Origin of the sequence: Paenibacillus sp. J31TS4 (assembly GCF_018403265.1) — a bacterium.
GTDB lineage: Bacteria > Bacillota > Bacilli > Paenibacillales > NBRC-103111 > J31TS4.
Map to the genome: position 1 here is coordinate 405546 of NZ_BOSI01000003.1, position 26352 is coordinate 431897.

Sequence of the window (26352 nt, forward strand, 5' to 3'; positions counted from 1 at the left end):
ATCCTGTTTCTTCCGGAAGAAACCAGGTGGTTTTCCGCCCCCTTTGTCTGCAATGTCTTTCTTTCTGGAAACAATAGGAACGTTAAGGATTCCGGGCTTTGGGGAAGCCTTTACAATCGGTTTACGCGGGTCTAGACTTGTAGAGGATTCCCTCCCTAACGGAGGAAGAAAGGGGGCGGATCGGGCCAACATGAGACGACTAGCCGGCTATTTGAATTCCATCCGCAACCGGATTTTTGTTTCCATTCTGCTTTTCCTGGTCATCCCTTTTTTGCTCGCCAACCATTTTCTGGACAAGCCGATGGAGAGCGCCATTGAACGCAGGATCGGCAGCTCCGCCCAGGACGCGCTCGTGATGATGACCTTCAACGTCCAGCTGTTCTTCGAGGATATGCTTAACTCGGCGGTCAACATCTCGATAAACCCCGACATGAAGAAGCTGCTGCGGACGCCGGAGGCGCTGACCCATTATGAGAAGCTCCGGCTCAACGACCAGTACCTGAACCGTTCGTTCAGCCCCTACTTCTCCAATACGTACGTGACGCTGTTCGACCGCGAGGGCAATTGGCAAAGCACACGCTATCTCGAGGAGAATCTGTACCGGCAGTACATTTCCTCGCCCTGGTACGTATCCATGCTGCAGACTCCCTTCCAGAATAAATGGATGTTCAACGACAAACCATTTCTGTATACCGACCGCAAAACGGTGTTGACGCTGGTCAAGTCCATTACGGATTTGCCCACCAACGAAAACATCGGCCTGATCGTATTCAGCGTGGCGGAGAGCGATCTCCGCAAATATTTGACCGGTCTCGAGGGCGAGCTGTATCTCGTGGACAAGGACGGCACGATCGTCTCCAGTCCGAATGCAAGTCTCATCGGGACCAGCATCGCGAAGGAGAGCTACATGCCGAAGCTCTGGACCCAGCACAGCGGGCAGGTCATTCTGGATCAAGACGGCCACAAATCCATCGTCAATTTCGACACGGTCGACGCGAACGGCTGGAAGCTTGTGCAGAAGGTGCCTTACGATACCATCTTCAAAGAAATCTTCGACCTGAACAAAACGAAGGCCGTGATCGTTGTTTTCATTTTCATCGTCTTCACAATCATCACCCTGTCGATCTCCTACGGAATGAGCCGGCCGCTCAAGCTGCTGCGCAAACGGATGCAGGTGCTCGAGCGCAAGGACTTCCACGCCGAGCTGCCCGTGACCGGACCCGAGGAAATCTCCTCCCTCATCGTGACGTACAATCGGATGGTCAAGCAGATCCGTCAGCTGCTGCAGAGGCTCAAGGAGGAATACCAGCAGAAGGAGGATATGCGGTTCCGCGCCCTGCAGGCGCAGATCGACCCCCATTTCATCCTCAACACGCTGAACAATATCAAATGGATGGCCTATATCCGCAGCGACCGGGAGGTCGGCGACATGCTGTCCAATCTCGGCGGCATCCTCGAGCAGAGCATCGGACGAGGCGGCACGCTCCTGCCGCTGCGCCGGGAGATCGAATATATCGAGAATTATGCGGCGCTGATGAAGATGAAGTTCAACGAACGGCTCACCCTGGAGATTGACATCCCGGAGGAATACCGGGACCAGGAGGTCATCAAGATCATGCTGCAGCCGATTATCGAGAACAGCCTGATGCACGGGATCGAGCCGTCGAGCGGGCCCGGCCGGATCGTCGTCACCGCGGAGCACAAGGAAGGGCGATTCGTGCTGACCGTTCAGGACAACGGGGTAGGCATCCCGCCGGACAAGCTGGAGGAGCTGCGCGGCCGGCTGGCGGCCCGCTCGAACGAGCCGCTGGAGCGCATCGGGATTCAGAACGTCCACGACCGCATCCGGCTGCAGTACGGGGACGAATACGGCCTTGCGATCTACAGCGGCGTGAACGAAGGAACGACGGTCCGGATCACGCTGCCCATTAAGAAGATGCAGGAAGGGATGGGCGCCGATGACGTTAAAAGTGATGCTGGTAGATGACGAGCTGCTCGTGCGCCTCGGGATCCGGGCGCTGATCGACTGGGAGCGGCACGGATTCGCCTTCCTGGGGGACGCGGCCGACGGCGCCAAGGCACTGGAGCTGATGGAGCAGGAGGCGCCGGATATTCTCCTGACGGATATCGTCATGCCCCGCATGGGAGGACTCGAGCTGATCGAGGAGGTCCGCCGGCGCTATCCGGATACGCTCATCATTGTGCTCAGCAGCCATAACGAGTTCGATTATGTCCGCAAGGCGATGAAGCTGGGCGTAGAGGATTATATCCTGAAGACGTCGCTCAAGCCGGACGAGCTGCTCGGGCTCCTGGTCGAGGCATCTGGCAAAATCGCACAGCGGCGGAAGCCAGACCCCTCCGAGGCCCACCCGGTGGAGGCGGCCGCGTCTCCCGGCGAACGGCTCGCCACCGCCATCGGCAAGTGGCTGCGGAGCGGCGCCCCCCTAGAGGGGCCTCCGGTTCCGGGCGAAGCGGAAGGCGGGTCCCTAGAGGAGCCGGCCGCGCTCCCGCCGAACAGCTGCCTGCTCCTCCTGGCGCCACACCAGCTGCGCGAAGGTGTATCGAAGGCGTCCGCCCTCCAGATGCTGGTCCATCTGTTCCAGTCCGAGCTGGGCGGCGCCCTCGCCTGCCGGCCGCTTGAGACCGACCAGCGGGAGATCGTCCTGCTGCTCTCGGATCCCCTCACTCCGCCCAATGCCGACGCGCTCGCCGACCAGCTCCTCCGCTCCTCGAACCGGCTGCTCGGTATTGAGCTCAGCTACGGCGCCAGCGGTCCGCTCCGGGAATGGCGGGAGCTCGGCCGGGCGTTCGCCGAGGCGCGCGAAGCGCTCGCCCATCAGCGGGTAAAGGAAACGAGCCGCGACGACATCAAGCGGCTGCTCGCTTACATGCAGGATCATTTTACAGAGGAGCTGTCTCTCAAGCAGGCGGCCGAGATGATCAACATGAGCGAGAGCTACTTGAGCTTCCTCTTCAAGAAAGAGACGGGAACCGGGTTCACCGACTGTCTGAACACGTTACGCGTGGACAAGGCGGCCTATCTGCTGACGCATACCGCGATGCCGATCTACGAAATCTCCCTCCAGGTCGGCTACGAGAATATCAATTACTTTGGGCGCCTGTTCAAGAAAATAAAGGGAATGTCTCCGCAAAAATACAGAAACCAGTTCAAATGATCCAGGCAGCAGCCCCGCCGGCTTTCCGAAGCCGGCTTTTTGCATGCGCGTTTTTCTAAAGAGAGTGAACATTCGTCCGTAACAAAGTGAACATTTGCTCCAAATCCAAACGAAGTGAAGAAAATCCGAAAATCCGTTCCTGTCGGCCCGGGCCCGCAAGGTCTATAATTTTTGATTGAAAGCACTTTCAAACGGGGGAGCGCACGGTCCACCGGCCGCCCGGCCCTGCTTTCATCCCATGGATAGAGCTGACAAAAAAAGGGGGAGCGCATAGGATGGGAAGCCAATTCGATTTGGACAAATTCAAAGGCGTCATCGTAGCCTTCTATGCTTGCTATGACGAACAAGGAGAAATCAGCACCGAAGCGGTTCGGAAGCTGGCACGGTTGTATAAGGACGCCGGAGTGAAGGGCCTGTATGTCGGAGGCAGCAGCGGCGAAGGCATGCTGCAATCGGCCGCGGAGCGCAAGCTGGTGCTGGAGGCCGTTATGGAGGAAGTAGGCGGAGAGCTGGCGGTGATCGCCCATGTCGGGGCCCCGTCGACCCGCGAAAGCGTGGAGCTGGCGAAGCATGCGGAATCCGTAAAGGCGGACGCCGTGTCGGCCGTTCCTTCGATCTATTACCGGCTGTCGCCGGCGAGCGTCGAAGCCCACTGGAGAGCGATGATCGACAGCACCTCGCTGCCCTTCATCATCTATCACATTCCCCAGCTGACCGGCTTCCACCTGTCGACCGCCATGCTGACGAAGCTCGCCGCGCTCGACAAGGTCATCGGCGTGAAGATCTCCTCCGAGAGCACTTATGAGCTGCAGCAGTTCAAGGCAGCCGGGGGCCCTGAGTTCCTCGTGCTGAACGGACCGGACGAGCAGTATCTCGCCGGCCGGAGCGTGGGCGCCGACGGCGGGATCGGCGGCACCTACGGCGTCATGCCGGAGCTGTTCCTGAAGCTCGAGTCCTGTATTCGCGCAGGTGCTTGGGACGAAGCCCGGGACTGGCAGTTCAAGATCAACGAAATCATTACCGACCTGCTGAAGTTCCCGTCGCTGTACGGCGGCTGCAAGGCTCTCCTGAGGCTGCGCGGCATCGACATCGGCCAGCCGCGGCTGCCGCTGCTTCCGGCAACCGAGCAGGACCAGGAAGCCGTTCAGGCGCTGCACGACAAGCTGACCGCCTACATTCGGCAGGCGCAGGCATAAGGAGGCGATTCCCATGGCTAACGTAGACGCAGCACGTATCTTCGCCCGTCGGGGGCTCATCGTTTCCTGCCAGGCGCTCGAGGACGAGCCGCTGCACGGCGGCGACACGATGGCCAAGATGGCGAGGGCTGCGGCGCATTCCGGCGCCATCGGCATCCGCACGAACGGCGTGGCGGATATCCGGGCGATCAAGGAAGAGGTCGAGCTGCCGGTCATCGGGCTCATCAAGCGCACCATCCCCGGCTCCGACGTCTTCATCACGCCGACGCTGGAGGAGGTCCGTGCCATCGTCGAGGCGGGCGCCGACATCGTGGCGCTCGACGTAACGGACCGGGAAGACCGGCTGGAACGGGCCGCCGAGCTCATCGCCTGTGCGCATGAAGCAGGCGCCGCCGTGATGGCGGACATCTCGACCTTCGAGGAAGGTCTCGCGGCAGCGCGGCTCGGCGCCGACTTCATCGGCACCACCCTCTCCGGCTACACGCCGTACAGCCCCAAGCTGGAAGGCCCCGACCTCGGCCTGGTCGCGCGCCTCAGCGAAGCGGTCCGCACCCCGGTCGTCGCGGAGGGCCGCATCTGGACGCCGGCGGAAGCGGCAGCCGCCCTGCAGGCCGGCGCCACGTACGTGGTCGTCGGCAGCGCGATCACCCGGCCGCAGCTCATCACGGCCCGCTATGCCGAAGCGGTCCGGAAGGTCGTCGGGTAGCCCGATGACCGCTATTCGCCAACCGGCACCGGGCTACGCGATCGGCGTGGATGTGGGCGGCACCAAGATCCACGCCGGTCTCGTGAGCAGCCAGGGCGAGGTGCTCCGCACCGTCGGCCTCCCCACGATGGCCGGCGAGCGGGAGGTCTATGCCCGCATCGTGACGGCGGTCGAGACGCTCCAGGCGGAGCTGGGCGCTGACGGCGGCCGGTACCCGCTCGCGGGCATCGGCATCGGCACCGCCGGCCAGGTGAACCGGGAGGACGGCAGCATCCGCTTCGCCTCCGAGCTGCTTCCCGGCTACACGGGCACGCCGCTGAAGCGGCTGGTCGAGGAGCGCTTCGGCCTCCCCGTCCGCGTCGACAACGACGTGAACGTGCTCGTGTACACCGAGAAGACGCTCGGTGCCGGACAAGGCGCGAGCCAGATGCTCTGCCTGGCGCTCGGTACCGGCGTCGGCGGAGCGCTGCTCGCGGACGGCAAGCTCGTGCACGGCGCCTGGGGCGGCGCCGGCGAGCTCGGCCATCTGTCCGTCGATTATCGCGGCCTGCCCTGCGTCTGCGGCGGCGTCGGCTGCCTGGAGCAGTACGCGTCCGGCACCGGCATCGCCAAGAGGATGCGGGCGCGGCTGCAGGCCCATGGCATCGAATCGGCCGCTCCGGTCGATGCCCGGGACGTGATCGCCCGCTGGCAGGCAGGCGACGCCCACGCGGCCGCCGTCATGGACGAGACATTCGCCGCGCTCGGCTCGGCACTCGCCTCGCTGATCCATACGATGAACCCCGAGGTCATCGTCATCGGAGGCGGAGTAGCCGAGGCCGGGGCTCCCTTCTTCGACCGGGTCCGGGAGGAGACGACGAGACGCTGTATGGCCTCGTTCCTCGACGGCGTGCGGATCGTCCCGGCGTACCAAGGCAACTGGAGCGGCATGATCGGAGCGGCTCTTCAACTTTGGGAGCCGTGACCAAATAACGAGGCAGCACCGAGGGAAGGATAAGAGCCATGATTATTGGACACCGCAGCAACTGGGCAAAAGATCGGGCGTTCGCCCATCCTGTCCTGCAGCAGGCGATTGATTATTTGACCACGACCGATTTCGGCAAGCTCGAGGCGGGAGCGTATCCGCTCCAAGACGACGACATGGTTGCCATCGTGATGGAGCGTTCGACCCGCCCGGGCGCGGAGCAGCCGGCCGAGAAGCACGAGCAGTTCCTCGACATCCATTATCTGCTCGAGGGTGACGAGACGATCGGCTGGGCCGCCGGACGGGAGGACCTGATCCCGACCCGTCCGTACGAGACGGGGGACGATACGGCGCTGTACGGCGACATTCCGGGAGAGCTGCCGGTGCGGCTCACCCCCGGCACGTACGTGGTGCTTTTTCCGGAGGACATCCACCGCCCTCTGCTCGCCGACCGTCCCGCTCCGGTACGCAAGGTCGTCATGAAGCTGCATACCCGCTTGTTCTAGATCGACCGGATACCCGCTGCACAGACTGCAGCAGACTTTCACTCTTCTTAGGAGGATTCAACCTATGGTTAAAAAACGTGTGCCCGCTCTGATGTTGGCATCGGTTATGGCACTCTCCGTATTGGCCGCCTGCGGCAGCAAAGACTCCGCTTCGGGCGGCAGTACGGGAACGGGAGCCAACGGCAAGGAAAACGTGGAAATCTCCCTGTGGCTCACTCCGCAATGGAAGGGCGTCTTCGACGCTTCCGAGCCGAACGCGGATTACGACAGCTTCTTCAAGAAGGCGGCCGAGAAATTCGCGCAGCAATACGACAAGTACAACGCCAAGGTCAAGGTTCAGGTCGTCGCCGGCGACCAGCGCGACGAGCTGCTGAACGTCAACCTGAACGGCGGCACGCCGCCCGACATCTTCTTCGAGAGCGTCTTCGCCATGGGCGACTACGCCCACCGAGGCGCGCTGGTTCCGCTGAACGACATCGTCGACGATGCGGCCAAGAAGGACATCCCGGCAAACTACTGGGATAGCGTTACGTTCGGCGACAACATCTACTTCTATCCGTTCGCCCACAACCCGGGCACGCTCGCTTACAACGCCGACATGTTCCGGGCCGCTGGCCTAGACAGCTTAATCGGCGGCGAGAACGAGATCAAGACTTGGACGATGAGCGAATACGAGCAAATCCTCGAAGCGCTCAAGACCAAGCTGCCGAAGGACAAGTATCCGAACGCCAAGCCGATGGCGCTGTACGGGCTGAACAACCAGGGCGACACCTGGAACCTTGCTTACCTGCGGATGTTCGGCAACAAGTTCTTCGACGACAAGGGCAATATCGTTCTGGACGATGCAAACGGTGTCAAGGCGGCGGAATGGCTGCAAAAGATTTACAAGAACGGGTACACGAACCCGGGAGCGGAGTCCGTCTCCTCCAACGATGCGAACGCTATGTTCCAGAACCAGAAGCTGGCGATCTCCTTCACCAATGCCGTCCTGTTCAACAACGCCAAGGCCGACATGAACAGCGGCAAAGCGCCTAAGTTCGATCTGCGACTCGCGAACGTGCCTTCGGCGAGCGGAGACCCGCTGTCCTTCACCTATGTTGTCGGCTCCAACGTGTTCAACTCGGGCAACGAGAAGAAGATGGAAGTCGCCAAAGACTTCGTCAAATTCTACTCGACCGATCCCGAGCTGGTTAAGGCCTCCAAGAACAGCGTTCCGGTCAGAAGCTCGGTCGCTTCGGAGCTGAAGGACCAGTACCCACTGTTTGCCGCTTATGATGCCAACTCCAAGTACCTGTTCAACTTAACGGGCAACGTGCCGGGCTACAGCCAGCTGCGCCAGCTGCTCTATCCGGAGCTCCAGGCGATCTACATCGGCGAGAAGACACCGGCTCAGGCTGTGAAGGACTACCAAAGCAAAGGCAACGGCGTCATTCAGAAGGCGAAGGAAAGCTCCACCGTCTACAAGAAATAACGTTCGCCTTATGCCGACAAATTGATTCGGTGCCCGGGGCCGCCAGCGGTCCCGGGAGACCGAATAGGAAAGGGTAAGGTATCCATGAAATTACGCCAACAGCAGCGAAGAGAAAACCTGACGGGCTACCTGTTTATTCTGCCTCAGTTTCTTCTCTTTCTACTATTTATAGTGTACCCGATTCTGGAAGGGATCCGGCTGAGCCTGTACCGGGTCGACTATCAGAACGAAACCTTTGTCGGTCTGGATAACTATATCACGTTATTTCAGGATCCCGTTTTCTTCAAATCGATCGTCAACACCGTCATTTTCGTCGTCTTCATCGTCATCCTGACCGTCGGCTTCGCCCTGTTCGTGGCGTCGGCCGTCTTTGATAAGAATGCGAAGTACGTCTCGTTTATCCGGGGCAGCTATTACATCCCCGTTATGGTATCCATGGTGGTCATGAGTATGGTGTGGAGCTTCCTCCTGAACCCGGCGAACGGCCTCATCTCCTACTTTGCCAGGGAAATGGACTTCAGCACGGTCAATCTGCTGGGGAACAAGACGACCGTCATGCCGGTCATCATCTTCGTTACCTTCGCCACCAACGTCGGCCAGGCGATCATTCTCTACATTGCGGCGATGATCGGCGTGCCGAAGGACCTGTTCGAAGCGGCCGAAGTGGACGGCGCCAGCCGAAAGGACTTGATCTTCAAGATCCTGATTCCGCTCGTCAAGCCGACGACCATTTACATTCTGATCATCAACATTATCGCGGTACTGAAAATATTCGTCGTCATTCAACTGCTGACCGGCGGGGGGCCGAACAACGCTTCGGTCACCATGATGTACTACCTCTACAATAACGCGTTCAAGTACAACCAGATCGGTATTGCGTCGGCCGTAGGGGTCATTATGTTCATCATCACCTTGATGCTGTCCGTTCCTCAGTTGAGAGCGATGTTCAAGGATAAGTGAGGGATCAACCATGCAGCTGACGAAAACCAGGAAGAAGCGGGAAAAGGTCGATGTGGTTGCGAACGCGATCGTCATTTTCTTTGCGGTCCTCAACCTGTTCCCTCTTTATTGGTTATTCACTAGTTCACTCAAAAATAGCTCCGACGTCATCAAGATGCCGCCGGACTGGTGGCCGGCCACCATCACCTTCTCCAACTACGTCGAGGTGTTCCAAAGCCAGCCGGCTCTGCGCTGGACGTTCAACAGCTTGTTCGTGGCAGGCGTCTCCACGGTACTCGTCGTTGCCGTGAGCGCGATGGCCGCCTATGCGTTCTCCAAGCTGAGGTTTACCGGCAAGAACGTCCTGTTCATCATCTTCATCTCCAGTATGATGGTGCCGAAGGAAGTCATGATCGTCCCTCTGTTCCGCATCTCGCAGGACCTGGGCCTCGTGAACAACCTGTTCGGCATGATCTGGCCGAACGTGGCGACGGCCTTCGGTGTGTTCCTGCTCAAGGGCTTCTTCGACTCCGCGCCCGACGCCCTCCGGGAAGCCTCCCGGATCGACGGCGCCGGCGAAGTCCGCACCTTCCTGCAGATCATGCTGCCGATCGTCAAACCCGGCATCGGCGCCCTGTTCATCCTGAACTTCGTGCAGGTGTGGAACGACTATCTGTGGCAGCTCGTTATCGGGCAGGACAAGGAAATGAAGACGCTGATGGTCGGCATTGCGACGCTGATGCAGGACCTCAACCCGAACTTCGCCTACAAGATGGCGGGCGCGACGGTTGCGGCCATCCCGATGCTTCTCATTTTCCTTCTCTTCCAGAAATACTTCACCCGCGGCATCTCCATCGGAGCCGTGAAGGAGTAGGGTAAGCCTAGGACTGGAATGAAATGGCCTCCTTTAAGCGGCCGGTATATATGCCATGCTAAGCGGCCTTAGTTCGGTACTCCACCCGGACTAAGGCTTATTTGTCTAGTGCTCGTATGTAGATTTTTGTTTTGTTGTGGCAGGACATAGAAAAAAAAACCACAAGTGATGGTTAGTCACTTATGGCACATTTGTTACTAATCATTAGGGAAAATCCACTTTTCTCCGTGTCCTCCTAATATAAATCAGTTGGATTTTTAGCATGTATGTCATTAACAACGCTAATCCCTATATAGCCGTAGTGTTGTATTAATTGAGCATTTTATTTAACATACTAACTTTCATAAGGATATCTTCGGCTGAAACATAGACATTAGGGTAATTCACTAGGTCTCCTTCCTTCCATCAACTGCCCTAAGCGGAGAAAACGGCAGCCCTGCATCGGCTGCCGTCTCTTCGTGTTCCTTTAGCCACCGCCCATTGCCGCTCGCGGCAAAGCTGGAGGTTCTATCCTTCTACTGCGTAATCCGTTTCCTTATTATTTACAAACCATCAATAAGTTGCCGTCTGGGTCACGAAACGCAAACCAGTGTTCATTTTCGATCTCGGTAACCAATTCTACCTCGTTGTCCTTCATGAATTGGTAGGAGCCTTCAATGTCATCGGTAGTGAACATAAAAGCAGGCGTCTGATAGGTAGGGGGTCCCCCAGGTTCCTTGCCTCCCCACATCGGCATCAGGTCCAAAATAAGTCCTGCCCCTTGCATGGGCAGTGGGCACAGATGCCCACCCATAATTTTAGGTGTTTCCGAAATGCCGAGCATTTTGCAATACCAATCACGTGCCCTCTCGATATCCCTAACTGGCATGAACGTCCCGCCGATTTGGTTTTTAATTGGACTGGTGCTCATTTTGCACCCCTTTCACAGGTTATGGGAATGGATTCGATCTCCTAAGCGCCAGTTCCTTCACCCGCTACCAATGTTTTGCATTCCCGCCCGGCAGGACGACCGTTAATCAGCCCTTCGCCCCTTTTAGATTTCCTGAAACGAGGATAGAACCTAAGAGGACTATCACCGTACCAATGACAAATTGGAGGCTGACAGGGATCCCTATAAAGATAATTTCCGTTGCTATTGCCCAAAAAACATAAGTATTGTTAAGCGATTGCCCTCTAGCCGCACCGATGAGATTGATCGACATGTAGTATAACGAATAATTGGCCGCACCCAATAAACCTGCTAGCACAATTAGCCATACTATGTTTGACGCCGCTGCTTGGAATGCTAAAGGGTACCCCTGAATAACCGGCACAATTAATAACCCATAACATAGGGCGGAGGTCATCTGTCGGATATTGATTGCATATAGAGGAAGGACTTTTTTTCCTTTCATTCCCCAAGCACCGATCACTCCCTCAAGTCCCCAAAAGACAGCGGCCCCTAAGGAAAAAAAGATTCCGATAAAGAAATCGCTCTCCACGTTAAACTTCGACGGCACATATGCTAAGACAATCACTCCGATAATACTGATCACAATGCCGGCCCATGTTCTTCCGTTCATTTTTTCCTTCAAGAATGTAAAGGCGAGCAAAGCACCGATCCCAGGAAAAATAGAAGCAATACTGGCCGCATAAGTCGCCCCTACATATTGAATACCAAGAAAATAAAAGGTCATTGCCAAAGGACCGCCGGACAATGCCCCAACAATCAAAATCGCACCGCTCTTTGTTTTCAGCAGCTTTAATACATGAATAAATTCCCCTTTTGCCATCATGAAGAAGGAGATCCATAGTGCAGAGAAAAAGTCGTGCAGAAAGGCGGCTATAATGGGGGCCAGTACAACAGCCTGTTGAAAAGGGGTACTAGCTATAATAACGCCAATGATCACCGTATCAATTCCCCAAGCAATAGCTGAAGTCGCTCCTAGGCCTACACCCTTTCTAGTTTCTTTCATACTTCTACTATTCATCTAATCTGCCTCTTCTCTACTAAATTCACCGGCTTCCGACCGAGCCCCGCTAGATTCCTTCTGCGGCGGCTGGCAATTAGTTTTATTGTTCCAGCTAGCATAAAAAATATACCTTTTCAGGCAAACCAAGAACGACCTTGAGAGACCCGAATCCCTTAGGGCAATAGGAGAAACCTTCAATGACACTTGAGAAACGAAATCATAGCCCGGTCATCAAATCCGGTGTGCAGGATTGCAATGGAAACAAGAAATGATCAAATATTCAGACTTTTTAAAGCCGACTGAATGAAACGATGAAAATAACAATATTCAAATAGAAGAATCTAATCTATAAGAGCTGTCGAAATAGAAACCTATTAGTGGTTAGGTAATTCGGGGGGAGAGGATGGTGCGAAGATCAATCCGTAAACGCCGCATCCTCTTCAGAGAGGGTGCGGACAAGTAAGACAAGCTTGTTTCCATGTTTCATCAGTACCAGGCGTTTTTAGGAAAGGCGCTTATTTCAGAGGGGGCGGCTTCCTGCATCCTAAGACGGGGAACCAGACTATCAAGGCATTCTAGGAGAAGAAAAGGACCCGGGGCAAGGCAGCAGAATGCGTCCGTAAGCAAGGTCATGGAGTTTCCCTCTTCTTACTATACCTTCTGAACCGGTATCTGTTAACCACACAATTCTTTACATCCATTGGCTGGTACAGGATTCCGCTCCATCAAACGGAGGAAATCGCGATTCTCCGGCAATCAGTCCGTGTTCATTCCAAACGCTTGGCGGGAAACTTAAAATAACCCTCCTACCCCATTGACTTCCTAGGCGGTGCCAATATATACTAACCATTGTTTTAGTGGGTAAACTTTTTATACATGTGATTATTAAATTATGCAAGCAGGAGGGTGGGCCGATGCCCGGTGGAAGCCGCCTAAGCGAGGTCGAGCGATTATATGTGGAGCTTCAGAGAAAGATCTCGGCGGAATGGAGCCGGCAGCTGGACCGGCTCCTGTCCGGGTCGCAGGCCGCTATTCTATCCAAGCTGGACGCAGCGGGACCCCAGCGGATCTCGGCGCTGGCCGACCGGCTGAGTGTTACGCCCGGGGCAGTAACGAGCCTATGCGACAAGCTGATCGCCGGCGGTTACGCGTTCCGTACGCGGGACGACGACGACCGCCGGGTGGTGTATCTCGAGATCACCGACCGGGGCCGCGAGGTGCTGCGTCAATATCGGGACGAAGTGAAGCGGGTCGTGGAAGAAGCTTTTGCGGGATTGCCGGAGGAGGAGACGGAGCATCTCGCCCGCATCTTCCGGCACATTCTGTCCAATCTAGAAAAGCCAAAGGAGTAGAGGTATGGAGCACTTAACCGAAAAACGCAAAATGACCATCATGATCGCCATTATCGCATCCATGTTCTTCGCGGCCATCAACCAGACGATCATCGGCATCGCGATGCCGCGGATCATCGCCAAGCTGGGGGGCATGGAATATTACTCCTGGGCGATCACCATCTATCTGCTCACCTCCACGGTCGCATCCGTGCTGATCGGCAAGCTGTCCGACATCTATGGAAGGAAGCCGTTCATTCTGACGGGGATCGGGCTGTTCATGCTCGGGGCCTTCCTGTCCGGACTGTCCGGTGACATTCTGCATCTGATTACGTTCCGGGCCATTCAAGGGGCCGGAGCGGGGATCATCATGTCGACCGTCTTTACGGCGATCGGAGACTTGTACGAACCTCGGGAACGGGCCAAGTGGACGGGCGTCATGAGCGCCGTCTTCGGGCTGTCTAGCGTCGCCGGGCCTCTCCTCGGAGGTTATATCGTCGATCATCTGGACTGGCGCTGGGTGTTCTGGATTTTCCTGCCGCTCGGCATTCTGGCGTTCGTGCTGATCCTGATCAACTTCCCGAAGGTCGGCAAGCGCCAAGGCGAATCGGTCGATTACCTCGGCTCCCTGTTCATGACGCTGACCATCGTGCCGCTGCTGCTCGCTTTCTCGTGGGCCGGCGACGGTCCGAACAAATACGCCTGGGGCTCCTTGCAAATCCTCAGCCTCTTCGCAGGAGCTGTCGTCGCGCTTGCCCTATTCCTGCTCGTGCAGACTAAGGTGAAGAGCCCGATGCTGCCGCTTGGCCTGTTCAAGAACAGCGTCTTCACGGTTTCCAACCTCGTCGGGTTCTTCCTGAACGCAGGCATGATGGGTGCCATCATCTACGTCCCGTTCTATGTGCAGGGGGTCAAAGGCATCTCGCCGACGATGGCCGGCTATGTGACCATGCCTATGTCGATTGCGATGCTGCTGACCTCAGCGTTCGTCGGGTCGTTCATGAGCCGGACCGGCAAGTACAAGAAAATCGCCATTGTTGGCCTTGCCCTCATGACGGGAGCCATGGTGCTGATGTACTTCATGGTCCCTTCTACGCCGCTCTATCAGCTCATTTTGTATATGCTCCTGCTCGGCCTCGGTATCGGCGCCGCTATGCCGGTCTTCTCGCTGACCGTCCAAAATGCCGTCAAGCCGCAGCAGCTGGGCGTCGCCACCGCGACCTCGCAGCTGTTCCGTAACCTCGGAGCCACGATCGGCATTTCGGTGATGGGCAGCCTGATGAGCGCAGCCATCGGCCGCAAAATGACCGAGATGTCCGCCGCAGCCGGCGCGGCCAAACCGGCCGTTCCCTCCGACCCGGCTCTGGCCGAGAGCATGGCGCTGTTCAGCAACCCGCAGAACCTGCTGGACCAGCCCAAGATCGAGGCCGCGCTGAAGGGACTGCCGGCTGAACTCCAGCCGGTGTTCGAGAGCATGCTGAATACAATCCGGGAAGCGATGAGCTACGCGATCTCGACTACCTTCCTCGCCGGCGCGATCATCGCGAGCGCCGCAGTGCTGATCGCCTTCTTCCTGAAGGAGATTCCGCTCCGTTCGAGCAAAGCGATGGGCCAAAAGGTTGTGCAGGTCCACGCCGAAAGAAAGTCGTCCGCAGAAGGCTAACTTCCTGAGAAACACGAAAAAGAGGCCGTACCGTGTGTACGGCCTCTTTTTTGCTGTCTTTCTCCGGCTACCGGGCATCTGCGCCCCTCACGATACCGTGCAGGAGGACGGCAATCTCGCTTGTTTTTCCGATGCAGGCGGTCGACTAAACGTTCCTCTTATGAGACGGCAAATTCTCCTCCGGCTTCCCCCTGCCTAGGGCTTGCAATCCGGCAATTCTTCTATTATTCTTAGACCGAACGGTCAGTTTTGAAAGAGCCTTTCGGATTGGCCGGCGGCATACTTGCCATGAGGTGGAAAGGACGTTTGCATGAAGATTTATGAGGTTTTCCAGAAGAAAGACGTAAGACGCTTTGCCGTGCTGGCGGTGTTCTGCCTCCTGCTGTTTTATATGCGAAGCATGCTTAACATTATCCTGCTGACCTTCCTGTTCACCTTCCTCATGGACCGGGCCCATGGCTTTACGACCCGGGCTCTCAACCGGGTTTTCCCAATCGGTCCCAAGATCGTCCTTTCGCTGCTGTACCTTCTGCTGACCGCTCTGCTCATCGTGGGAGGCGTCAAGATGGTGCCCGCTCTCATCTACCAGATTCGGCAGCTGATCAAGCTCGTCGAATATTCGTACAATGTCCCCAAAGACAATGAACTCGTCGCCTACCTGCTTACCTTTCTGAACAAGCTCGATATTCAGGGGGTCGTGAACCTTGGGCTCGACTTTTTGATGAAGCTGAGCAACCTCGGGCTGAATCTGTTCCTGGCGCTGCTGCTCAGCCTGTTCTTCCTGCTCGGCAAGGCCAATGTGGTTCGCTTCACCGCCCAGTTCCGCCAAAGCAAGCTTGCGTGGCTGTTCACCGAGCTGGAATACTTCAGCACCAAATTCGTGCATACGTTCGGTAAGGTGATCGAGACGCAATTGATCATCGCGCTGATCAACACGGTGCTGACCATCTTCTCGCTGTGGCTCATGGGCTTTCCGAATTTGATCGGCCTGTCCCTCCTCGTCTTCATCCTGGGACTGATTCCTGTCGCCGGCGTCTTCATCTCACTCATTCCGCTCAGCGTGATCGCATTCAGCATCGGCGGCCTTCCCTATATCATTTATTTGCTGATCACCATAACCGTCATTCATGCGGTGGAAGCCTACGTGCTCAATCCCCGGCTGATGGCGGCCAAGACGCATCTGCCTATCTTTTACACCTTCATCGTCCTCCTCTTCTCCGAGCATTTCTTCGGCATCTGGGGACTGATCGTGGGCATTCCCACCTTCGTCTTCCTGCTGGATATCCTCGATGTGCAGAAGCTTGGACAGCCACAGGGCCGCGAGCCGCTGCCCGCCTCCGAAGAGACGTCCGTCTAACAATCGGGCGGCCGGACTAGTTCTATGGCGCCAGACTCTGCACTGGACCGCATGCCCCATACCGGGACTTCATGCGGATACTGGCTTTACCACGGATTCGGGAGGTTGGACATTCTTCAATGGCTATGCTTGAAGACCTGATCGGACAATACGGGTACATCGCCCTTTTTTTCCTGCTGGCCGTCGGCATCGTCGGCCTGCCGGTGCCCGACGAGCTGCTGATGACGTTCGTCGGCTACCTGACCTCGATCGGCACGCTCAACTATTATCTGTCCGTCGTCGTCAGCTTCCTCGGCGCCATGTCGGGGATGATCGTCAGCTACCTGCTCGGCCGCAAGGTCGGCAAACCGCTGCTGTGGAGATACGGCAAATGGATCAAGCTGACGCCGGACAAGCTGGACCGGGTCGAGACCTGGTTCAACCGGTACGGGCCCTGGACGGTCAGCTTCGGCTATTTCATCCCGGGCATCCGCCACCTGACCTGCTACCTGTCCGGCACGATCGGCATGAGGGCGCGCAAATACCTACTCTTCGCCGGCATGGGCGCACTGTTCTGGTGCGTGCTCTTCATCACCCTCGGCTATATGCTCGGCTACGGCATCGAGGCGGTTACAGAAGATCCCATAATGCCTCCGGACGTCCCGCTCCCTTAAGGTCGGGCGCGGTAGAAGACGCAGAGACGAATCAGCCGTTCTGCCAAGGCTCTGGAGCCCGCTGCTCGGACGGCCCGACTAGAAGCCCCCGTCGGCCTGTCGAGCAAGATGAACGACAAAGGAAGGCCATCCCTCCGTCAGGGATGGCCTTCTTTCATTAGTCTCTTCTTACGTTCCCGTTTGAACAGCCGGGCCGGCCGGTTCCGGCCGCATCCTTCTGCCCCTTGTTCTACTCGTCGGCATACTCCTCGGCTCTTCCGACGCATCCCGGTAGGAAAACCTCCACCGTCGTACCGTTATCGACTTCGCTGTCGACCCTCAACCGCCCGCCATGCGACTCGATAATTCGCTTCACAATCATCATGCCGAGCCCGTTTCCCTCCGGCTTGGTCGTATGGAACGGCTCGCCGATCCGCTGCAGGATGTCGGCCGGCATGCCGACGCCGTTATCCGTGAAGCGGATCGTCTGCCCGCCGTTTTCCTCATCCAGCGCAATGGTGATCCGTCCGCCGAACGGCAGCGCCTCCATCGCATTCCGCAGAATATTGAGGAACACCTGCTTGATCTGGTTCCGGTCGCACGGCACGGTCACCTCCTGCCGGCAATCGCACCGGATCTCGATCTGGTTAAGCGAGGCCTGGATCGCGAACAGCCCCAGCACCTCGTTCAAAATCGTCAGGCTGGACTCCTCCTTGAGCTGCGCCGCCTGCGGCCTGCACAGGATCAAAAACTCGCCGACGATCAAATTCATCCGCTCCAGCTCGGACATGATCAGCTCGTAGTAGCGCAGCCGCTGCTCCTTCTCCGCCAGCTGCAGCATTCCCTTCACGGTCGTGAGCGGGTTGCGTACCTCATGCGCGATGCTGACCGCCAGCTGCCCGGCGAACACCAGCTTCTCGGTATTCCGCAGCACTTCCTCCGTCGCCTTTCTCTCCGTGATGTCCCGCAGGGTGCCGACGATCCGGATGAGGTCGCCGTGCAGATCGTAAACGGGCAGCACGTCGAGCAGATAATGGCAGACGGCCTCGTCCTGCTCTGCCGCCACTTCCCGTCCGAGACATTCCTCCTGCCGCGCGATCACCTGCCGGAACGCCTCCCCGATCAAGGCGAGCCGGAATACGCTTGTCCCAAGCCGCGATGTCCGGTCGCTCTTGCGCAGCCCCAGCATGGCGGCCCCCTGCTCGTTCATCTCGATGATGGCACCCGACGGGTCCGTCACGATAACGCCGTAATAGGGAGTCTCGAGCAGCACTTGATTCAGCACCTGCAGCTGTTCGTTCTGCCGGCGTAGCTTCAGCTCCCGCTCCACCGATTCCGCCATCGTGCCGAGCAGCGCGAGCAGGTGAGGATGCGCGAAGGACAGCCTGGTCATGAGAGAGAGCGTGCCGAGCATCCGGGTGCCGTCGCTGCTGCGAAAAGGAGCCGTGTAGCAGGCGATTTCCTGCAGCTCGTCATGGTAATGCTGGCTGCCGGTCATCTTGAAGGGCCGGCCGAGCCGCAGGCTCAGGTCGATGGCGTTGGTGCCTAGTTCCTCGCTGAACCGCACGCCCTCCCGGATGCCGAGCCCCTGGATCGTCTCCAGGATCGACGGGTCGCCTTCGAGCTCAAGCAGATATCCTCTCGCATCGGAGACAGCGATAAGAATCGGGTCCCCGCTGACCGTCGATAGGTATTTGTTGACGAAGTAATGAATGATCTCGATGTAATCCCGGTATTCTTCGCGTCTCCTCGCCAACCGCTCTCCGGTTAGCATCTCCCGGAAGGCGGGGATCCGGTCCGGCGGCATCCCCCGGCGCCTGCACCAATCGTTCGACGCCCGGATCACCTCTTCATCGCTCCATTGCCCCAGCTTCCTGTCCAACCCGCATTCCCCATTCTGTCTGTAGTCGCCGTTCTTATCCGTCTATTGTAACAGGTTTTGCACAGGTGTTGTTGCGGGAAATGGGGGAGGGAAACGAAACCTCCGGCAATGGCAACAGTGAGGTTCTAGTGAGGCTTTTAGCCGCTCCTGGCTATGCGGCTACCAGCGCATCTCCCGTACAAGCTGCTCCAGCAGCTCCCTTTGCTCACGGGCGATCTCCCACTGTCCGAGCTCCTCCAAAATGCGCGACCGGTTCGTAAAGCCTTTCGCCAGTCCATTCAGACGCGCCGCCAGCGTACCCTGTGTCAGCGCCTCCATAGTCGGGTACAGCTCCCCGAGCCTCGCCAGCGCATCCGGGTGCCGCTTCAGATAATACTTCTGATGCCGCTCCTCCGCCGGATAGAACGCCCCCGCCCGGATCCGCTCAGTGGCCGGCTCCCGGCCCTCTCGGCTTTGCCGTCTCTTGGAGACGCGCTCGATCGCCTCCCTCTGCCGCTCGTCCCCGTAAAAGGCGATCGACTGGTACTGCCTGTCCTTGTACCCGTTCACATTGTCCGGATTGTGATGGCTCCAAAACACCTCCAGCAGCTCCTCGAACGACACGACGGCCGAGTCGTACCAGAGCCGGACCGTCTCCGTATGGTCGCCTATTTGCCGGTAGGTCGGCTCGGCCGTCGTGCCTCCCGCGAATCCAACCTCGGTGCGCACGACGCCGGGCAGAGAGCCGAACAGCGCATCCGGACTCCAAAAGCACCCCATCGCCAGCGCCGCCGTCTCCAGCCGCTCTACGGTTACCCCCGGCTCGTTTGCCTGCGAATCATTCGCCTCGTGAACTTTCAATAGCAGCTTCCTCCTTCGTCCGGCGGCCGGCGGTCTGCCTGTTAACGATCGTCATGTACTTCCTCCACTTACCCTCCGCCTCGGTTTTATTGCCATGCCTCTCGTCTTTCTGGTCATCTTTCTCCAGTATACCCGTTTCACCCGGCATTCGCCGCCTACGCCTTCTGCTTCCCCCCGTTGGAAGGCCCGACGCACGCATACCCTTTTCCGCCATGCGGTTAAGGATTATGATAGACAGAACGAGAGAGACGGGCTTCCTCACAGGAACGGGGACCCGAGGGAAAGGAAGAACCGCCTTGCGCAAACTAGTGATAAGCGATATTCACGGCTGCCTGGACGAATTCCAGAAGCTGCTGGCTCTGGTCCGTTACGAGCCGGCGGACGACCAGCTGCTGCTCCTGGGCGACTACTGCGACCGCGGTCCCGACAGCCGAGGCGTCATCGAGGAGATCATGCGCCTGTCCGAACAAGGGAACGTCATCGCCCTGCGGGGCAATCACGAGCAGCTGATGCTCGACGCCCTGCTGCTCGAAGGCCAGGACGAACGCTGGATCCGCAACGGAGGGCTCCAGACGCTGGCCAGCTTCACCGGTGAGGAACCGCTGACGGAAGGATTCGCGTGGGAAGATTACGAGAGGCAGAAGCGCAATGTCCGCGAAGCATTTGCCTCCCATATCGCCTTTTTGAATGAGCTGCCGCTCTACCATGAGGACGACCACTTCCTCTACGTGCATGCCGGCATCAATCCCGCCGCAGCGGATTGGAGAACCCAGCCGGAACGGGATTTCTTGTGGATCCGGGAAGCGTTCTTCCAGCACCCGACTAGTCTGGACAAGCCGGTCATCTTCGGCCATACCCCGACTCTTCGTCTGCAGGAAACGGAAGGCGTCTGGGACGGCGGCGACAAAATCGGCATCGACGGCGGCTGCTGCTTCGGCTCCCGCTTGAACGGTCTTGAGATCGACGAGGCCGGGGGCTGGCGCGAGCATTTTGTACGCAAAGGATGCGCGGACGATTCGGACGGAACGGTGACCCCCTGACGTCCATATAGAAGCCCCTAAACTGGCGGTTCGCTTCCATTGCAAACATTTATTGACAGTACTCTGCGCGTCGCTTACTTTAGATACAGAATGTCGGTTTGTGACGGATTGCACGGCAGCAGGCTATTCCGCTGCCGCTTCCGTCAGCTTCGGGCAGGCGCAGCTTTGCGGCGAAGTCCGAAAGGGGTGCCAGGCCGGCACCCTTTTTGTCGTCCCGCTTGCCGATGCAGCCGGAGGCCGGCATTGCCGCCCGTACAAACCGCCTAGCTCTAGATAGAACGGAAAGGATAGTGCCGCCTATGGCCGAAACGATCAGCATTCTGCGAAAAAACGGAAAGGAGGAGGACTTTCTTCGCGCATACGACACCACGCTGAAGCTGTGGCCGGTCCCCTACGAGGAACGGATGGTCGCCACTCGATTCGGGGAAACACACTTGGTCACGGCAGGGCAGGAGGACGCGCCGCCTCTCGTCCTGCTGCACGGCATGACCTTCAGCGCCACGATGTGGTATCCCAATATCGAAGCCTTCGCTTCCCGTTACCGCGTCTATGCCTTGGATACGCTAGGCGATATGGGCAAAGGCCGGATGACCCGGCTGATCAAATCGCGGCAGGATGCCGCAGAATGGCTGGTCGACGTCATGGACGGACTCGGCCTCTCCTCGGCTGTCGTCGCCGGCCATTCCATGGGCGGGTGGCTGGCGATGAATGCGGCGCTGCATGCCCCGGACCGAGTGCGCCGGATGGTGCTGTTCGCTCCGGCGGCGGGGATCGGGAGGATAACGCCCAAGTTTTTATTCAAGGTATATCCGGCGGTTCTCTTCCCGAACGAAAAGCGGATCCAGAGAGAAGTCGAGTGGTTCCTGAGTCCCTCCTACCAGCCGGATGAGCGTGCCGATACCGTGATCCGGCAGTTCAAGGTATCCGGCATTAACTGCATTCCCCAAATGCGGCTTGCCCCGTCTGTGTTCAAAGACGACGTCCTGCAGCGGCTCACGATGAAGACGCTCCTGCTCGTCGGCGATCAGGAGGTCATCTACAATCCGCATCGCATGCTGGAAAGAGCAAGCCGCCTTATGCCCGACGTCCGCACCGGACTGATCCCCCGTGCCGGTCACGGCTTGACAATCGAGCAAGCCGAGCTCGTCAATGAAGCGGTGCTCGACTTTTTGCAGGCCTAGCGAAAGCGATGCGAAAGCGATGCGAAAGCGATGCGAAAGCGATGCGAAAGCGATGCGAAAGCGATGCGAAAGCGATGCGAAAGCGATGCGAAAGCGATGCGAAAGCGGCAGCCCAAAAGGCTGCCGCTTTCTTGTTACGGCCGCTGTACGAACCCTGCCTAGCAGCCGTCTCCGGCAGCGGAGCTCACCTCCGGCCTTCGGATTTCCACGTTCTTCTCGCCCTTCTCATGCTCTCCGTCCGTCTCTCAATGCGAAGCGGCATATCCGTCGGTCTGCCCGGCCGGATTCAGCTTCTCCCGGCTCATCAGCAGCGCCGACCCAAGCGCGAGAGCGGCGGGGACCAGGCTCCAGGCGAACGTCCACGCGATCGAGGACGATAAGCCATCTGTTATGGTCCCGAGCGCCTGGGCATCCATCGTCTGCCGGATGGCAGGATTCATCAGGACATACGGGTCGCCGAGGTCAAGGCTTGCGTCCGGTACGGCAGCGCCTCCGCCACCGAATGCGCGGGTCAGCCGGTCCGTCAAGGAGTGACTCTGGAGGATACCGAATATCGTGATGCCGAGCGTCATCCCGAGCGACCGGTTGAAGTTCAGCGTCGAAGTCGCCGCCCCCCGCTGCGAAGCAGGGAAGGAGTGGATGGCCGCGCTGCTCAGCACCGAGAAGGAGGAGCCGATCCCGAGACCGACCAGGATCATGTAGGCGGTGATCAGACTGCGCGGCGAATCCGGCCTCAACGCGGTCAAGAGCGCCAGGCCCGCGATCAGAAGGAGCAGCGTCGGGATGAGAATCGTCCGGTACGGCAGCTTCGCCATAAGCATGCCGCCCAGCGTTGCCGTGACGACCGAGCCGGCCATCATGGGCAGGAGGAGCAGCCCGGCGTTCGTCGCGCTGCCGCCCAGCACGCCCTGCATGTAGATAGGGATGAACATGGAGGCGGTCATGAACGCCGCGCCGCTCAGCATGGCGACCAGATTGCTGGTCGTGTAGAGCCGGCTGCGGAACATCCGGAACGAGACGATGGGCTCCTCCGCTTTTCTTTCCACCAATACGAGCAGGGCGGTCAAGCCAGCGAAGCCTACGAACAGCCCCAGAATTTGCGGAGATCCCCACGCGAACTGTTTGCCTCCGAGCTCCATCCCGAGCATGAGGCAGACAATCGCAGCCACGAGAAGAACGGCGCCGAGGTAGTCGATCTTTTGCCGGGTATGAACGGCCGACTCTTTATAAAAGAAGGCGACGAGCACGAACGCGATCAGCCCCAGCGGCAGGTTGATGTAGAAAATCCACACCCAGTGAAGGTGGTCGGTGATATACCCGCCGAGCAGCGGTGCGGCAACGCTCGACAACCCGAATAGGGCGCCGAACATCCCCGTCATCTTGCCCCGGCTCTCTGGCGGTACGACGTCGAACATAATGGTGAAGGCAATGGAGACCATCGCGCCCGCGCCGATGCCTTGAACGGCCCGATACAGGCTCAGCTGAACGATTGTCCCGGCCGTGCCGCACAGGGCGGAGCCGAGCATGAAGACCACAATGCCGAAGACGAAAAACCGCTTGCGTCCATACATGTCCGACAGCTTGCCGAAGATCGGCATGCCCGCCATCTCCGCGACCATATAAGCCGACGTTGCCCAGACGAACCGGTCGAGGCCGCCGATCTCGCCGACGATCGTTCCCATCGCTGTCGCCACGATCGTGTTATCCATGGAGGCCATCAGGATCGCGAGCAGCAGCCCGGTGATGATAATCCCCAGCTTGCTTTTTGTTTGCTTCATCGAATTCCACTTCCTTTTTATCTGTTGTAAGGCGGGTCCTGAGCGAACACCTGATCCCAGCATACCCAATCCTAGTGACAGCTGTATGGCAAGGTAGCGGGTCTTCTCCCGCATCGACGAAAAAAAAGACCGGAACCACGTTCCGGTCTTTCGCGTTCTCCATTCATGGGTAGAAGGCGAGCGGGACAGCCCTCGATAGAAGGGCCATAGCCGCTGTTTCTCCACACCCGGCCGTTCGGTTTAAGACGATTGTTTGTCCCGTTAATGACTGAAGAAAGCAAGCTGAATGAAAAACAGGACGGCGAACAAATAAAAGATCGGGTGCACGTCGCGCCACTTGCCCCGGACCGCCTTGAGCACCGGATAGGCGATGAAGCCAACGCCGATTCCCGTCGAGATGCTGTACGTAAGCGGCATGAGGACGATGATCAGGAAGGCGGGGATCGCCACCTCGAAGTCGGTCCACTCCATCTTCTGCACCACGCTGATCATCAGGAAGCCGACGATAATGAGCGACGGCGCCGTAATCGCCGGGATGGAGGCAAGCACCGCGATCACCGGCGAGAAGAACAGCGTCAGGCCGAGCAGCAGGCTGACCGTCACCGCCGTCAGGCCGGTCCGCCCGCCTACTGCAACACCCGCGCTGGATTCGATGTACGCCGACGTAGGACTCGTGCCGAGCAGCGCTCCCGTCGTCGTGCCGATCGCATCGGCCATCAGTGCGCCGCGGGAACGGGGGAACTTGCCGTCCTTCAGCAGTCCCGCCTGCTCCGCCACGCCCAGCATCGTGCCTGTCGTGTCGAACAGGGTGATCAAGAGGAAGGTAAAGATGACGGCGTACAGGCCGTTCGCGAACACGCCGGTCAAATCCATCTGGAACGCCGTGGCCGCAAGTCCCGTTGGCAGCGCCACCACCTGCTCCGGCAGGACGAGCAGACCCATGAACCAGGCCAGCACGGCCGTAACGAGCATGCCGAGGAACAAATACCCTTTCACCCGATAACTCATTAGAATCAGCGTCACGACGAGCCCGATGATCGTCAGCAGCGTCATCGGCTCCGTCAGCGAACCGAGCGTCAGCAGCGTGGACGGCGAGTCGACGACGATTTTGGCGTTTTGCAGGCCGATGAAGGTGATGAACAGCCCGATCCCCGCCGTGATTGCATGCTTAAGGCTGGCCGGGATCGCATCGAGCAGCATGTAGCGGAAGGACGTGAGGGACAACGCCACGAACAGGATCCCCGCCACGAACACGGCGCCGAGAGCCGTCTGCCAGGAGATGCCACTTCCGCCCACCACGCTGAACGCAAAGTAGGCGTTGAGCCCCATCCCCGGGGCGACGACGATCGGGTAGTTCGCGGCGAGCCCCATAATAAGGGTGCCGGCGATGCTCGCAAGCACCGTCGCCACGAACACGCCGTGAAAGTCCATTCCCGCGCTGCTCAAAATGCCCGGATTCACGATGACGATATACACCATCGTCAAAAACGTCGTGACGCCCGCGAGCACCTCCGTCGGCAGGGACGTCCCCCGTTCCTTTAACCGAAACCATTGGTCCATCTTTCTTACGCCTCCTTGTTTATCAAACCCAAATAAAAAATCCTAACGCCAAGTACAGGTAGCGATAGGTACACGCTCCCGTACTCGTAGTTAGGATCCGTAGGCTCCTTGTAGAAACCCCCAAGCCATGGTTTTGGGGATATACGAGTCGTTGCTGCATGGTCTAGAATACGCAAGATCGTTCCGGGTGTCAATGCTTTTTCCCTAACTCCCCCCTATTTTCACGAACTATCCCTATAACCTAAAACACAAACGTTCGGATATACAAACAAGCAAGCACGATCCTAAACTGGACCGCGCTTGCTCGGTATGGCCTATTTTCTTATCCGTCCCGCCCGCCGTTCATCGGCGCCCTGACTTCTCTTCGTCCTTCATTATGTGCAGACGCTTCAGCGCTTCCAGCGTCATCTGCTTCGCCTGGGAGCCGCTCCCGTCGATGTTGGTGGCGAACACCCAGTCGGCCTTGTCCGTCTCGATATAGCCCACATACCAGCCGAGGCCCATATCCGACAGCCTCGTGCCCGTCTTCCCGTGAACCGTGTACGTATCCGCCTCCTGGTCGATCAGGATGCGCTTGACGGTTTTCATCGTCTGCTTAGAGAAAGGAAGCTCTTCCTTCACCAGCTTCTCAATAAAAGCCGCCTGCTCCCGAGCGGAGATTTTCAGGCTGCTGTTCAGCCAGAACTGGTCGATGCCGCCCGATAGATCGCGGTTGCCGTAGCTGATCCGGTCGAGATTCGCCTGCATCCGTCCCTCTCCGATGTCCTTCGCCATCGCCTGGTAATACCAGATGGCGGAATGCCTCATCGCCGAGGCGAGGGTGTGGTCCCGGTTCCAGACGTCGAACTCCCGGACGGTCCCGTCCCACCGCTTCACTTCATATTCGTCCTCGACCGCCCGTTCCTCCAGTCCGATCAGCGCGTTCGCCACCTTGAAGCTGGACTCCGGCGTGAAGCGCTCTTCGCTTCTATCCTGGTTGTACACATAAGTGCGGCCGGTTTTTATATTTTTGATCACTGCGGTTCCTTTGACACCTCCAAACAAGGGGGCAAGCTCCGCCTCCCCGGGGCTCGGCCTCACGCCGGCGCCGGCCGCGACGATTAGCAGGACGGCGGCCAGCATCAGCGAAGCGGCGAGCCTGACCCAGCTTTTTCGGTTCTTCATTCTCATTCCTCCTCTGTTCTGCCAGTCGGCAGGAGTTCGGGTGGCCACCGAATCAGACTCCATCTACCCAAATGCATTTGGTAAGGTAAAGTATACGTAGGGCAGTCCGAGAGAGGAAGAAACAGAATACGGGGTTGTAC

General features: G+C 58.3%; 23 protein-coding genes and 1 riboswitch. Of the genes, 15 read left to right on the plus strand and 8 right to left on the minus strand.

Features of this window, described 5'->3' with window-relative positions:
* The first annotated feature begins 190 nt into the window (after positions 1–190).
* The 9 genes from KJS47_RS16735 (at position 191) to KJS47_RS16775 (ending at position 9832) form a co-directional block, all read left to right on the plus strand.
* Positions 191–1987: a sensor histidine kinase gene (locus tag KJS47_RS16735; protein WP_249716463.1), complete on the plus strand. Its 1797-nt coding sequence runs from the start codon at positions 191–193 to the stop codon at positions 1985–1987.
* Positions 1959–3176, plus strand: coding sequence for a response regulator (locus KJS47_RS16740; protein ID WP_213526203.1), 1218 nt, complete (start codon positions 1959–1961; stop codon positions 3174–3176). Before KJS47_RS16735 ends, KJS47_RS16740 begins: the two co-directional genes overlap by 29 nt.
* A 275-nt stretch (positions 3177–3451) precedes the next feature.
* Positions 3452–4372, plus strand: coding sequence for a dihydrodipicolinate synthase family protein (locus KJS47_RS16745; RefSeq protein ID WP_213526204.1), 921 nt, complete (start codon positions 3452–3454; stop codon positions 4370–4372).
* Positions 4373–4385: 13 nt separating this feature from the next.
* Positions 4386–5078, plus strand: coding sequence for an N-acetylmannosamine-6-phosphate 2-epimerase (locus KJS47_RS16750; protein ID WP_213526205.1), 693 nt, complete (start codon positions 4386–4388; stop codon positions 5076–5078).
* Positions 5079–5082: 4 nt separating this feature from the next.
* On the plus strand, positions 5083–6042 hold the full coding sequence (locus KJS47_RS16755; RefSeq protein WP_213526206.1) for an ROK family protein: 960 nt from the start codon (positions 5083–5085) through the stop codon (positions 6040–6042).
* A gap of 38 nt (positions 6043–6080) precedes the next feature.
* Positions 6081–6548: a NanQ anomerase/TabA/YiaL family protein gene (locus KJS47_RS16760; RefSeq protein WP_213526207.1), complete on the plus strand. Its 468-nt coding sequence runs from the start codon at positions 6081–6083 to the stop codon at positions 6546–6548.
* Between the two features lie 64 nt (positions 6549–6612).
* The gene (locus KJS47_RS16765; protein ID WP_213526208.1) at positions 6613–8019 is read left to right on the plus strand and encodes an ABC transporter substrate-binding protein; all 1407 of its coding nucleotides are present in this window, start codon (positions 6613–6615) and stop codon (positions 8017–8019) included.
* A gap of 84 nt (positions 8020–8103) precedes the next feature.
* Positions 8104–8979, plus strand: a complete 876-nt coding sequence (locus KJS47_RS16770; protein ID WP_213526209.1) for a carbohydrate ABC transporter permease — start codon at positions 8104–8106, stop codon at positions 8977–8979.
* A gap of 10 nt (positions 8980–8989) precedes the next feature.
* Positions 8990–9832, plus strand: coding sequence for a carbohydrate ABC transporter permease (locus KJS47_RS16775; RefSeq protein ID WP_213526210.1), 843 nt, complete (start codon positions 8990–8992; stop codon positions 9830–9832).
* Positions 9833–10370: 538 nt separating this feature from the next.
* Here KJS47_RS16775 and KJS47_RS16780 read toward each other — a convergent pair.
* Both KJS47_RS16780 and KJS47_RS16785 read right to left on the minus strand, forming a co-directional pair.
* Positions 10371–10742: a VOC family protein gene (locus KJS47_RS16780; RefSeq protein ID WP_213526211.1), complete on the minus strand. Its 372-nt coding sequence runs from the start codon at positions 10740–10742 to the stop codon at positions 10371–10373.
* A gap of 106 nt (positions 10743–10848) precedes the next feature.
* Positions 10849–11802, minus strand: a complete 954-nt coding sequence (locus KJS47_RS16785) for a DMT family transporter (RefSeq protein WP_213526212.1) — start codon at positions 11800–11802, stop codon at positions 10849–10851.
* A gap of 896 nt (positions 11803–12698) precedes the next feature.
* Here KJS47_RS16785 and KJS47_RS16790 point away from each other — a divergent pair.
* From KJS47_RS16790 to KJS47_RS16805, 4 genes are all read left to right on the plus strand, one after another.
* The gene (locus tag KJS47_RS16790; protein WP_213526213.1) at positions 12699–13136 is read left to right on the plus strand and encodes a MarR family winged helix-turn-helix transcriptional regulator; all 438 of its coding nucleotides are present in this window, start codon (positions 12699–12701) and stop codon (positions 13134–13136) included.
* A 4-nt stretch (positions 13137–13140) separates the two neighbouring features.
* The gene (locus KJS47_RS16795; protein ID WP_213526214.1) at positions 13141–14778 is read left to right on the plus strand and encodes an MDR family MFS transporter; all 1638 of its coding nucleotides are present in this window, start codon (positions 13141–13143) and stop codon (positions 14776–14778) included.
* Between the two features lie 310 nt (positions 14779–15088).
* Entirely contained in the window at positions 15089–16135 is a 1047-nt protein-coding gene (locus tag KJS47_RS16800) for an AI-2E family transporter (RefSeq protein ID WP_213526215.1), read from the plus strand.
* A 119-nt stretch (positions 16136–16254) separates the two neighbouring features.
* Positions 16255–16788 (plus strand): DedA family protein, encoded by a 534-nt coding sequence (locus KJS47_RS16805; protein WP_213526216.1) that lies wholly within the window; start codon positions 16255–16257, stop codon positions 16786–16788.
* A gap of 229 nt (positions 16789–17017) precedes the next feature.
* Here the strand turns inward: KJS47_RS16805 and KJS47_RS16810 are convergent, their stop codons facing one another.
* The 3 genes from KJS47_RS16810 to KJS47_RS16820 form a co-directional block, all read right to left on the minus strand.
* Positions 17018–18649 (minus strand): ATP-binding protein, encoded by a 1632-nt coding sequence (locus KJS47_RS16810; RefSeq protein ID WP_249716465.1) that lies wholly within the window; start codon positions 18647–18649, stop codon positions 17018–17020.
* A 159-nt stretch (positions 18650–18808) separates the two neighbouring features.
* The gene (locus KJS47_RS16815; protein WP_249716467.1) at positions 18809–19489 is read right to left on the minus strand and encodes a peptide-methionine (S)-S-oxide reductase MsrA; all 681 of its coding nucleotides are present in this window, start codon (positions 19487–19489) and stop codon (positions 18809–18811) included.
* Positions 19467–19637 (minus strand): hypothetical protein, encoded by a 171-nt coding sequence (locus KJS47_RS16820; RefSeq protein WP_213526217.1) that lies wholly within the window; start codon positions 19635–19637, stop codon positions 19467–19469. The genes KJS47_RS16815 and KJS47_RS16820 overlap by 23 nt, the downstream gene beginning before the upstream one ends.
* Positions 19638–19785: 148 nt before the next feature.
* Here KJS47_RS16820 and KJS47_RS16825 point away from each other — a divergent pair, with 148 nt between their 5' ends.
* Together KJS47_RS16825 and KJS47_RS16830 are read left to right on the plus strand one after the other, a co-directional pair.
* Positions 19786–20529, plus strand: coding sequence for a metallophosphoesterase family protein (locus KJS47_RS16825; protein ID WP_249716468.1), 744 nt, complete (start codon positions 19786–19788; stop codon positions 20527–20529).
* A 299-nt stretch (positions 20530–20828) separates the two neighbouring features.
* Complete coding sequence (locus tag KJS47_RS16830) at positions 20829–21710, plus strand: alpha/beta fold hydrolase (protein ID WP_213526219.1); 882 nt, start codon at positions 20829–20831, stop codon at positions 21708–21710.
* A 245-nt stretch (positions 21711–21955) separates the two neighbouring features.
* Here KJS47_RS16830 and KJS47_RS16835 read toward each other — a convergent pair whose 3' ends face one another.
* The 3 genes from KJS47_RS16835 to blaOXA all read right to left on the minus strand — a co-directional run bounded on the left by KJS47_RS16835 (position 21956) and on the right by blaOXA (position 26218).
* Positions 21956–23488 (minus strand): MDR family MFS transporter, encoded by a 1533-nt coding sequence (locus KJS47_RS16835; protein WP_213526220.1) that lies wholly within the window; start codon positions 23486–23488, stop codon positions 21956–21958.
* A 261-nt stretch (positions 23489–23749) separates the two neighbouring features.
* Positions 23750–25048 carry an NCS2 family permease gene (locus KJS47_RS16840; protein ID WP_213526221.1) on the minus strand — a complete coding sequence of 433 codons (1299 nt, stop codon included), beginning with the start codon at positions 25046–25048 and terminating at the stop codon, positions 23750–23752.
* A gap of 67 nt (positions 25049–25115) precedes the next feature.
* Positions 25116–25215, minus strand: a riboswitch (purine riboswitch).
* A gap of 175 nt (positions 25216–25390) precedes the next feature.
* Positions 25391–26218 carry a class D beta-lactamase gene (gene blaOXA / locus KJS47_RS16845; protein ID WP_374707038.1) on the minus strand — a complete coding sequence of 276 codons (828 nt, stop codon included), beginning with the start codon at positions 26216–26218 and terminating at the stop codon, positions 25391–25393.
* Between the last annotated feature and the right edge of the window lie 134 nt (positions 26219–26352).

Coding starts and splice junctions, on each gene's coding strand:
- KJS47_RS16735 (WP_249716463.1), top strand. CDS start 191: ATGAGACGACTAGCCGGCTATTTGAATTCCATCCGCAACCGGATTTTT.
- KJS47_RS16740 (WP_213526203.1), top strand. CDS start 1,959: ATGACGTTAAAAGTGATGCTGGTAGATGACGAGCTGCTCGTGCGCCTC.
- KJS47_RS16745 (WP_213526204.1), top strand. CDS start 3,452: ATGGGAAGCCAATTCGATTTGGACAAATTCAAAGGCGTCATCGTAGCC.
- KJS47_RS16750 (WP_213526205.1), top strand. CDS start 4,386: ATGGCTAACGTAGACGCAGCACGTATCTTCGCCCGTCGGGGGCTCATC.
- KJS47_RS16755 (WP_213526206.1), top strand. CDS start 5,083: ATGACCGCTATTCGCCAACCGGCACCGGGCTACGCGATCGGCGTGGAT.
- KJS47_RS16760 (WP_213526207.1), top strand. CDS start 6,081: ATGATTATTGGACACCGCAGCAACTGGGCAAAAGATCGGGCGTTCGCC.
- KJS47_RS16765 (WP_213526208.1), top strand. CDS start 6,613: ATGGTTAAAAAACGTGTGCCCGCTCTGATGTTGGCATCGGTTATGGCA.
- KJS47_RS16770 (WP_213526209.1), top strand. CDS start 8,104: ATGAAATTACGCCAACAGCAGCGAAGAGAAAACCTGACGGGCTACCTG.
- KJS47_RS16775 (WP_213526210.1), top strand. CDS start 8,990: ATGCAGCTGACGAAAACCAGGAAGAAGCGGGAAAAGGTCGATGTGGTT.
- KJS47_RS16780 (WP_213526211.1), bottom strand. CDS start 10,742: ATGAGCACCAGTCCAATTAAAAACCAAATCGGCGGGACGTTCATGCCA.
- KJS47_RS16785 (WP_213526212.1), bottom strand. CDS start 11,802: ATGAATAGTAGAAGTATGAAAGAAACTAGAAAGGGTGTAGGCCTAGGA.
- KJS47_RS16790 (WP_213526213.1), top strand. CDS start 12,699: ATGCCCGGTGGAAGCCGCCTAAGCGAGGTCGAGCGATTATATGTGGAG.
- KJS47_RS16795 (WP_213526214.1), top strand. CDS start 13,141: ATGGAGCACTTAACCGAAAAACGCAAAATGACCATCATGATCGCCATT.
- KJS47_RS16800 (WP_213526215.1), top strand. CDS start 15,089: ATGAAGATTTATGAGGTTTTCCAGAAGAAAGACGTAAGACGCTTTGCC.
- KJS47_RS16805 (WP_213526216.1), top strand. CDS start 16,255: ATGGCTATGCTTGAAGACCTGATCGGACAATACGGGTACATCGCCCTT.
- KJS47_RS16820 (WP_213526217.1), bottom strand. CDS start 19,637: ATGCCGGGTGAAACGGGTATACTGGAGAAAGATGACCAGAAAGACGAG.
- KJS47_RS16830 (WP_213526219.1), top strand. CDS start 20,829: ATGGCCGAAACGATCAGCATTCTGCGAAAAAACGGAAAGGAGGAGGAC.
- KJS47_RS16835 (WP_213526220.1), bottom strand. CDS start 23,488: ATGAAGCAAACAAAAAGCAAGCTGGGGATTATCATCACCGGGCTGCTG.
- KJS47_RS16840 (WP_213526221.1), bottom strand. CDS start 25,048: ATGGACCAATGGTTTCGGTTAAAGGAACGGGGGACGTCCCTGCCGACG.
- blaOXA (WP_374707038.1), bottom strand. CDS start 26,218: ATGAGAATGAAGAACCGAAAAAGCTGGGTCAGGCTCGCCGCTTCGCTG.